Here is a 7,955-nt window from a genome sequence, read left to right as displayed (position 1 = left end):
TTGACGATCGTGACCGAGGCCGAGCCAAAGGTGAGCTGATTGGTGGCCAACGTCTCCGAATCCGAAGCGGTCTGCTGACCGGTGGCCGATGCCAGGATCGTCTGTTCGAGCCCGGCATTGAGAATTTCCGAGTTGAAGTTCACCACACCGGCCGCAGTGGCCGTCATCTGGATGCGATTCACCAGCAGGGCCGACCCGCCCAGCGGAGAAAAGAAAAACCCGTTGGGACCAGTGCTGAAGCTCTCGGCACCATTGATGTCCTGAATGACGCCCGGTGTATTGATGTTGGCGCGAACACTGGGGTTCGACGGCGAATTATAGGTCGACGCATTGAATTGCAATGAGAGTGGCGTGACCGGCGCTACGCCGCCTGGATTCGACGAGTCCGCGGTGTAGGCAACGTCCACGGCCGCTCCGGCGACGCCGGCGTACGGGACGTCGCGCAGGTCTTGCACCATGACGTCAATGTAGAAAGTCTGCCCGACTACCACGGGACCGCTGAGCGGCACGTCGTTATTGTCGGTCGGTACGATCGTGTAAGCGGCCTGCGGCGTTACCGTGTCGAAAGCCTGGATTTCGTGCAGCACGTCGGTGAGATTGACATAGCCGTCACCGTTCACGTCCACGGCGGGCGCAGAGCTGGTCGTCGTCGAGGACGAGGTCGTCGTTGTCGCTGCCATGGCGGCCATACTGTGGCCGGTGGTGGCCGCCACGGGCGCCGCACCCGGGCCATTGGCATTGAAATAATTGATCTCGCTGATCACGTCCGACAGGTTGAAGTAGCCGTCGTGATTAACGTCGTAGGCCGAAAAGGTGGCGGTCGACGCCGTCAGCAATGCGCGACCTTCGAGCGATTCCACGCGTAGCGGGCGGCCGCGAACGTGCGACTTGCGAGATTGCCGTTGCTTGGTGCTGCGGCGCCACCGCGCGAACAATGTAGTTTTCATGAAACGCCCGTCTCTGAGTTCTTGTTACCGTTCCGGCCGGTGGTATCGAGCCTGATGCGACGCGTCGATCTTGTGGCGCATAAGTACCCTGTGCGCCCAGGGATGCGAAAATCACGTTTGCGAAAGTCACGTTGACGCGAGCGTGAACCAGCCCCTCGACAACCGCTTATGGTGTGGCGCCTGTCGTGCGGCGCGTGTCTTGCGCCAGGCCTGCTAGAAACCCCTGCTTCTCGAGAGCCGCTAGCCCTCTTCGCCCGGGCCATGCCTCGTGGCCGACGGTGCGAAAATGTTCCGTTCAACGCGACCGTTTCGCTTGATGAAACAAAACCGATAGCGTGGCTTTTAATCTAAACTGGGGTTGCACCGAGTGCAAGAATTTTGCCGGAAAGGCCTTGACGATGGAAAGTGCCGCGCGCGCGAACATCGACATCGCGGCAAGTCAGGGCCGGGCATCAGGTTCGCCCAACCAATCGGGGTCCGGATTTCGCTCCCAGGCTCGCTTTGCCCGGCTACTGCTCTGAGGGGCCGATAACAGGAGTAACCTGGTGACCTGTTACGTCAGCCTGGTTGGCGGTAGCCGGCTTTGGCGATGCGGCTTTCGTCGAACTTCGCCCGGAAAGCGCGGCTGCGATATCCCGGGCGAGCGGTGATTCGAGCAATGTTTCCAGCGGTTGCGGTAGCGGAATACGCCAATTCGGCCATTCATCGATCGTGGCCGGCATGTTTGGTCGTTTTTCGACCGCCAAGGCATCTTCAAGGGTTGCCGTCACAATTCTCGAAGGCGCTCCGGCCAAGAGCCGGTACGTTGCTCGAACCACGTCGGGGGCCGAGGCCGTCTCACTCAGGCCTGTCATCTCCCGCAGCCGATCACGAATGGCGGTCGTTGCTTCGACATTGGGTCGCAGGTCGAGCGCCTCCTGGGCCGCCAGGTCGCTGCCCGTCCAAAGGCCCGCGATCGTCGGCAAATCATGAGTCGTCACCGCGGCGAGCGCCAGGCGGGGATATTCGCTCGGGGGATGCGACTCGAACCACAAAAGCCGGTTGGAAAGGATCCTCGCATCGGCCAGCATGCGGCGCACGTTTTTGCCGACGGTCCCTAAATCCTCGCCGACGACAAAGGCTCCGCTGCGATGGCTTTCCAGCGCCACGATGTTCAGCAGGTCCTCGGCCGGATATTCGACGTACGTTCCTTCGACCGGAGGCTTGCCGCGCGGGATCCAAAACAGCCGAAAAAGTCCCATCACGTGGTCGATCCGTAAACCGCCCGCATGCCGCAGCAGAGCCCGGATTGTCTGGATAAAGGGCTCGTAGCGGGCTTGCTTCAACAAACGCGGAGCCCAGGGAGGAATGCCCCAGTTCTGCCCTTGCGTGTTGTACATGTCGGGAGGCGCGCCGACCGCGACACCATCGGCCAGAACATTCTGCCAGGTCCAGGCGTCGGCGCCACGGGTCGCGATACCGATAGGCATATCCTGCACGATGGGTAGCGTCCTGTTCGCCGCCGCGAGTTGCACATCCATGAGCCATTGCAGCCACTCGTGATACTCGACCCGCCGGAGATTTTCCGTCTCGAAACGAGCCACCGCGGGAGCCTCGGGGCACGCATATTCGGCCGGCCAGCGCGACCAGTCTGCGCCCAGCTTCTCGACCAGGGTACAGAAAGTGGCGAACTGTCGAAGCGGCGCTCCCCATTGCCGGCGAAAGTCATCGAACGCCGGGGCGCCGCGAAAACTCTGCCAGATTTTCTCGAGTGCCTGCTGCTTCGCGACGAACACCTTGTCGCGTTCGATGCGCGATGTTTGACTGAGCGCCCGACCGGCTTTCGCCAAGCGGGCCAGGTCGTCCCCCAACTGCTGCGCCCCGGGAACGTCTTCGATGTGAATGTAGAGCGGATTGCGGAATCGCCGGCTCGTCGGATAGTAAGGGCTCGGCTCCTGCGGCACGACCGGATCGACGGCCGGCAGCGGATTGACCAGCACAAAGCCGGCCCCCAACTGTCGAGCCCATCCGGCCAAGACTCGCAGGTCGGCCATGTCTCCCATGCCCCAACTCGTCTGCGAACGCACGGCGTAGAGCTGCGCGGCCCACCCCCAAATCCTGTCGGGCGGGGCCGGGCACTGGCCGGGGCTTACGATCAGGCGAATCGGTTCCTGTGCCCCTCGCGGCAAAAAGTCGTGGTAGCCGAAAGGGACATCCGCGGGCAGGCGGTTCTCGATCGTGAGCGTCGTGCCGTCTTCCAGACGCAGCTCTCCGGCGCCGACCGCCAGAGCGGCGCGACGCCGTCGATCGAGCACGCGCACGCGCGGCTCAGGTCCTGGCTCGGTATCGGCATGCATGGCGTGCCGAATGGCATCGCGCGTGGCCCGCGAGGTCACCCGTAGCACGCCAAAAGCGTCTTCGAACTGATGCGCGATCCCGTGGCAATCCGTGTCCATGCGGTAGGCGTGTAGAAGTTCTCGGTTGTGAGATGGAAAGCCTTAAATGTCCTTAGCCGCACTAGCTCAACGACGTGCTAAGACCGTGCATGGGGCGTTGCACCGCCGAGGAGCGCAGGCGATCGTTGCGAAAGTCATACCAGTCGCGGTCGTAAGCCAGCTTTTCTGGCCATTCTCGGCACGTCGCAGGTCGTCTCAGACGGACCATACACCCCGCCGGTCAGCCCCGTCGAGAGCAATGCTGCTACCGTTTCCGTTACGTGGCAGTCTTCGCAAACAATGCTGGCAACTTGAGCGGACTAAATCTGCACGGGCTGCTGGAGCACATCCGGGACGACCCGGGCTTTTGTCAGGGGCGCATCGGTCAGCGTCTCGGGGCGGCCGTGATGAACGTAGGCCAGGCGCCGATGGTCGAAGCCCAGTTGATGCAGGATCGTGGCATGCAGGTCCGGGACGCTAACCGGGTCAAGGGCGGCGCGATACCCCACTTCGTCGGTCGTACCATGGACGTGCCCGCGTTTAAATCCACCCCCCGTTACAATTAGGCTAAACGCGTTGCGGTTGTGATCGCGGCCCGAGCCATTTTGCGAGACCGGCAAGCGCCCAAATTCGCCGCTCCACAGGACGATCGTCGAATCCAGCAGACCGCGCTGTTTGAGATCCGTGATCAGCCCGGCGCTGGGCCGATCGGTCTTCGCGCAAATCGCCTCGTTCTCGGTTTTGACGTTCGTATGCGAATCCCAGGGCTGGAACTGGGGTTTCACCGGTGGAAAGATCTGCACGAAACGGACGCCGCTCTCGACCAATCGCCGGGCCATCAGGCAGCGCAACCCGTACCCGGCGGTCTCGGGGTTGTCGAGCCCGTATAGCTTTTGCGTGGTCTCGGTCTCTTTGGAAAGGTCGAGCGTCTCGCCCGTGGCCAGTTGCATCCGCGCGGCGAGTTCGTAGTTGCGGATCCGGGCGTCGAGTTCCGACTCGTGCGGATAGCGCCGCCGGTGCTCTTCGTTCAAACGCGCCAGCAGTTCCAGGTCGTCGCGCTGCGCACCCTCGGGCGGCGCCACGCGCGAGCGCAGGTTCAAGACGGCGGGGCCCTGCGAGCTGAACTCGGTGCCGCGGTAGAGTGCCGGCAGCCACGCGTTCTGCCACAGGAGCGTTCCGCTGGTGTTGTAGCCCTCGGGATCGCGCAGCACGATGTACGCAGGCAGGTTCTGGTTCTCGGTCCCCAAGGCGTAGCTGATCCAGGAGCCGAGCGCCGGTCGGCCGGGAAAAATCTTGCCGGTGTTGAACATCACCAGCGCTTCGGTGTGGTTGTTGTGCTCGCTATGCATCGAGCGGATGAGGCAGAAATCGTCGGCCACGCTCGCCAGGTGTGGAATGACCTCGGACAGTTCCATGCCGCACTTGCCGGCGGCATGAAACTTGAACGGACTGGCCAACAGCTTGTTGGCTTCGCTCCCTTTCTGAAACATTTCGACTTTTTCGCCGAACGTCTGACCGGCGTGGCTGGCCAGGCCCAGCTTGGGATCGAAAAGCTCCATCTGCCCCGGCCCGCCGTTCTGCATGAGCATGATCACGGCCCGCGCCTGGGCCGGAAAGTGGCTCGGCTTGGGCGTCAAGTCGGCAGCGTGCGGCGCAAGAGAGTTGGCGGCGATTTCCGCGCGGACCTCGTCGCCGAGCAAGGCCTGCAATGCCAAAGCGCCGAAGCCCAGGCTCGAGCGGCGCAGCAAGTCGCGACGCGTGAAGACTCCTGCCGGCAAAAAGCCGTCGTCGTCTGTGTTGCCCATCATGCACGGCCGTCTATTGGACATACAAAAACTCGCTGGTATTGAGCAGCATCTGGCAGAGATGCGCGAGCGCCTTTTGCCGGGCCGTGGCATCGCTGTCGCATTGCGGCCGGTAGCGGACGAATTGCCGGTCGAGTAATTCGTTGCTCCAGGCTGCTTCCTGCGCGCTCGGCTCGCGCGACAAGGCACGCCGAAATGCCGTGACGATCTGCTCGGCCGCCGGCAACTGCGCGACGTTCGCGGCAAAGTGCCCCGCCTGCTCGATTACGAAGTCGTCGTTCAGCATGGCCAACGATTGCAGGACCACGGCCGAGGAATTTCGCCGCGTGCAATTCGTGGCCATGATCGGTTGATCGAAGGTCCCCAGCATCGAGAGGTGATAATTGCGACGCGCAAGCACATAGATGCTGCGACGCCGCGGTGCAGGGTCACTATCGCTGGCCCCTTCTTTTGCGGCCTTGATAACGACCGAACCGTCGGGCCGCGACTCGACAGGAACTGGCGCGCCGAACTGCGTCAGGTCGAGCGTACCCGCGGCGGCCAGGATCGCGTCACGTATCGCCTCGGCCTCGAGGCGACGTAGACGTTGATGCCAGAGCAACTGATTTCCCGGATCGATCGCTTGCGGGTCGACAGCCTGGACGCTCGCGCCGGCGCTGGCATTCGCCATTGTCGGCGCGACTGAGGAAGCCTGGCGATACGCGGTCGACGTCATGAGCAGCTTGAGCATCGGCTTCCAACGGTAGCCTTCGTCGATCCAGCGGATGGCCAGCCAGTCGAGCAATGCGGGATGGCTCGGCCGCCCGCCGGAATGACCGAAATTATCGGGCGTTTCCACAATTCCCGCGCCGAACAACTGCTGCCACATGCGATTCATGATCACCCGCGCCGTCAGGCCAGCCGCCGGTGTGTCACGTCGCGTGAGCCATTGGGCCAAGGCCAGGCGTCGCCCCGACGTCGAACCTTGCGGCCGGGCGCTTGCGAGCAAGTCGCGCGAGCTTTCGTCGCAAAGCACGCTGAGAAAGCCGGGCGAGACCTCGTCGCCCGGCGCGTCATGATTGCCGCGCCGCAATAGATAGGTCGTCGGCACCGGCCCGGAGTCGTAGACGGCTTGAATCTTTCCCCAGGTTTGCAGCTTCTTCGGCAGCTCGGCGAGGTCCGTTTCCAGCCGCATCACTTGCTCGCGCTCCGTAGCGCTCAGCGAGGCGTTCACCTCGCCAGGTGTCGCTTGCAGCGTGGCGGCGAATTTGTCGGCGAGATATTTCTGAACCTCGCTGCGCTTCTCTTTGGGAGTCTGAACGGCCGTTTTGGTATCGGCGCGGATCGCCTCAGGCAGGGTCGAAAGTTTGGCCTCGAAAATCTGCTCTTCATGAGGGCGGCGCACGTCGGCCAACTGCCGCCTGGACTCGTCGAGTTGCTTTTGAATCTTCGCATTGTGCTCTTCGCCTGCCGCACGTTCGCGAGGGGAAATGTCGGCCAGCGCCCTGTCGCGCGGCTGCAACCAGCTCTGCGGATTGAATGCCGGCGTGAAGAGCGCCGTCAATCGGTAATAATCGGCCTGCGGAATGGGGTCGTACTTGTGGCTGTGGCAGCGGGCGCAATTCACCGTCAGCCCCAGCAAATTGCTTGCCACGGTCTCGACGGTGCGGGCGAGCACTCCGTGACGGATATCGGCCGTGTTCAGCTCGTTTTCGTCGGTGTCGTCCGCACTTGCGCGCAAGAACGTGGTGGCGATCAAGTTATCGAGCATGGCCGGCGAGAAATGGTCCGCCGCTCGCCAGTCGGTCAGTTCGTCGCCCGCCAGTTGTTCGGCGAGGAATTGATCGAATGGTTTATCACTGTTGAAACTGCGAATGACATAGTCGCGGTAGCGCCATTTTCCCTCGGCCAACTTGATGATTCCAGCATCGTTGTCGCCGCCATAGACGTCGACATAGCCGGCCGCATCGAGCCAATGCCGGCCCCAGCGTTCGCCGAAGTGGGGCGAAGCGAGCAATCGGTCGAGCAAGCGCTCGTACGCATCGGGGGTTTGATCGTTGACGAACTCAGCGACTTCGGCGGGGGTCGGCGGCAGGCCGAGCAAATCGAAATACACGCGCCGCACGAGCGTTTGCCGGTCGGCATCGGCGGCAAACGTCAGGCCACGCTCGGTTAGCCTGGCCAGCAAGAAAGAATCGACTGGCGTGCGGACGCGGCTGCTCGAATCGACCACCGGAGGATCGCGGCGCACGGGCCGCTGAAAGGCCCAGAACTCGCGGTCGGCGGCACTGATTTCCGAGACACTGTCGTCGACAGCAGCCGAAGCATCGGCAGCGGGCGCCCCCGCCTCGATCCAGCGACGAATGACGTCGATCTGCTCCGCGGTCAACGGCAACTCGCCCTCCGGAGGCATCGACTTATCCGTAATACGGTCCAGCAATGGACTCTCGTCAGGCTTACCTGGAGCAAGAACCGGGCCGCTCTCTCCACCGCGCCCGATCAGCGACATGGTCCGCAGGTCGAGACTGGCTTTGCGGGCCTCGCGACCGTGACACTTCAGACAGTGCGCTGTCAGGATCGGCAGCACGTCGCTTTCAAACTGCGGTACACCATCTTTGTTGAGCGCGGCCTGTGCCACAGCCGTCCCGGTCAGTAAAGCGCAGACCACAACGCACGCCATCGCCGTACTTACGACGCGAACAACAAGACCAAAGATGCGTTGCGAAAAAAGCCGCAAGGGCGCGCTCCCTGGCATGGTGGGATCGGGCAGGATGGCAGGCAGTCGTTAGTGTCGAGCAAGGCGGCTCGCG

The 7,955-nt window shown here is 62.7% G+C and carries 4 protein-coding genes; all 4 read right to left on the bottom strand.

Annotated features, from left to right (window positions below):
• Positions 1-947: dockerin type I domain-containing protein (locus VHD36_01650; protein HVU85993.1), on the bottom strand; the 947-nt coding region annotated here is incomplete at its 3' end.
• A gap of 509 nt (positions 948-1,456) precedes the next feature.
• A complete protein-coding gene (gene malQ / locus VHD36_01645) occupies positions 1,457-3,382 on the bottom strand; it encodes a 4-alpha-glucanotransferase (GenBank protein ID HVU85992.1) in 1,926 nt (641 codons plus the stop codon).
• 299 nt (positions 3,383-3,681) lie between these two features.
• A complete protein-coding gene (locus VHD36_01640) occupies positions 3,682-5,190 on the bottom strand; it encodes a DUF1501 domain-containing protein (protein ID HVU85991.1) in 1,509 nt (502 codons plus the stop codon).
• On the bottom strand, positions 5,180-7,813 hold the full coding sequence (locus VHD36_01635) for a PSD1 and planctomycete cytochrome C domain-containing protein (GenBank protein HVU85990.1): 2,634 nt from the start codon (positions 7,811-7,813) through the stop codon (positions 5,180-5,182). The genes VHD36_01640 and VHD36_01635 overlap by 11 nt, the downstream gene beginning before the upstream one ends.
• Positions 7,814-7,955 lie beyond the last annotated feature (142 nt).

The sequence above is a fragment of the Pirellulales bacterium genome (assembly GCA_035546535.1).
Classification (GTDB): Bacteria; Planctomycetota; Planctomycetia; order Pirellulales; family JACPPG01; genus JACPPG01.
This window is presented reverse-complemented; position numbering and strand designations above follow the sequence as displayed.

Bases quoted from the DNA above. Each gene is read 5' to 3' on its own strand.
- malQ (HVU85992.1), bottom strand. From the start codon at position 3,382: ATGGACACGGATTGCCACGGGATCGCGCATCAGTTCGAAGACGCTTTT.
- VHD36_01640 (HVU85991.1), bottom strand. From the start codon at position 5,190: ATGTCCAATAGACGGCCGTGCATGATGGGCAACACAGACGACGACGGC.